Consider the following 1,148-nt stretch of genomic DNA (forward strand, 5'->3'; position numbering starts at 1 on the left):
TCGGGGGCGGTCGGTGCGCAGGTCGTCTACGACCCGGTGTCGGGTGTCGTGACGCAGGTGACCGATGAGAACAACGGGGTGTGGAAGATCTCCGCGCCGCAGGTCTCCGGCTCGTCGCAGGTCTACGCGGCGAGTGTCCTGTCGGGTGGTCCGGCGGATTACTTCCGGCTCAACGAGACCGGTGTGACCGAGGCGGTCAACGAGGTCAACGGCGGCGTCGGCGCGTACAACGCGGTGACGTTGGGGCAGGCGGGACCGTTCGCGGACGCCACGGCCGGAGCGTTCAACGGCACGAGTTCCTTCGTGCAACTGCCCGCCGCCGACATGCCCACCACGGGACCGGCGAGCGTGAGCGTCTGGTTCAAGATGCCGTCCGGCTCGACCGCCGGCGGTGTGCTGTACGGCTACCAGGGCATGCCGATGAGCGACGTCGACGGCACCGCCGCCTGGTGGACCCCGGCCCTCTACGTCGGCATCGACGGCAAGCTGCGAGGCGGATTCTGGACCGGCGCGACGGCGAACGTCATCACCAGTGCCGCGTCCGTGGCCGACGGCAAGTGGCACCATGCCGTCCTGTCCGCCGGGACCGGTACGCAGACCCTGTACCTCGACGGCGATCCGGCCGGCACCCTGGCCAAGGCGCTCGTCGCCACCGGCGCGACGTACGCGTACCTGGGCGCGGGCAAGTGGTCGGGCGGCTGGCCGTCGCACGGTACGCCGACCGCTGGCTATTTCCCGGGTTCGATCGGGGAGTTCGCGTTCTACAAGACGCAGCTGTCGGCGTCCCAGGTGTCGGATGCGTTCACGGCGAGCAAGTCCGCCACGGCGACGTCGGCGGGTGCTGCCCTGGCGAAGAAGGTGGTCGTCACCGATCCGGGTAACGCCACGACGACGTATCTGTTCGACGTCGACAACGGCAACCGGCAGGTCGCCGAGATCTGGTCGGACGGTGGTGCCGAGCGGCAGACGACGTACGGGTACAAGGACGGGTATCTGCGTACGACGACGGATCCGAACGGGAACGTGACGACCAACGAGTACGACGCGCGGGGCAACACGGTCTCGGAGCAGTCGTGCCAGGACCGGTCGGCGGGCAAGTGTTCGACGATCTACTACTCGTACTACCTGAACGCGGCATCCAATGTGGA

At 68.1% G+C, this 1,148-nt stretch carries 1 protein-coding gene; it reads left to right on the forward strand.

From position 1 onward, the window contains the following. Nucleotides 1-1,148 (forward strand): LamG domain-containing protein (locus G401_RS51450; RefSeq protein WP_034594505.1); only part of this gene is annotated, 1,148 nt, incomplete at both ends.

Origin of the sequence: Hamadaea tsunoensis DSM 44101 (assembly GCF_000428945.1) — a bacterium.
In the GTDB taxonomy this organism is placed as follows: Bacteria; Actinomycetota; Actinomycetes; order Mycobacteriales; family Micromonosporaceae; genus Hamadaea; species Hamadaea tsunoensis.